The sequence below is a fragment of the Psychroserpens mesophilus genome, from assembly GCF_050617655.1.
In the GTDB taxonomy this organism is placed as follows: domain Bacteria; phylum Bacteroidota; class Bacteroidia; order Flavobacteriales; family Flavobacteriaceae; genus Psychroserpens; species Psychroserpens mesophilus_A.
In genome coordinates this window covers 1-242 of sequence record NZ_JBODQC010000433.1, presented here as the reverse complement: position 1 = coordinate 242, position 242 = coordinate 1, and the positions used below count along the sequence as shown (strand labels likewise).

Here is a 242-nt window from a genome sequence, read left to right as displayed (position 1 = left end):
ATACCGCCGTGGAAGGCGGCCGCGACTACGGTTCGCTCACCTCCGATTATTTTGTGCCCAGTGGATACGAAATAATTACCATTGGCGGGACGGGCGGATCCGAAAACTACCGGACCGTGGAATTGGACAATTACTACCTCTCCCCCAACGGCGACGGGGTCAATGAAACCCTGGAAATCGAGGCCGCCCGGGAAATGCCCGGGAACAATTTGCAGATTTACAATCGCTACGGTCAGCTGGTT

The 242-nt window shown here is 55.4% G+C and carries 1 protein-coding gene; it reads left to right on the top strand.

From position 1 onward, the window contains the following. Window positions 1–242, top strand: a 242-nt coding sequence (locus ACRHNM_RS17890) for a gliding motility-associated C-terminal domain-containing protein (RefSeq protein ID WP_431137985.1), incomplete at both ends; no start/stop codon positions are given.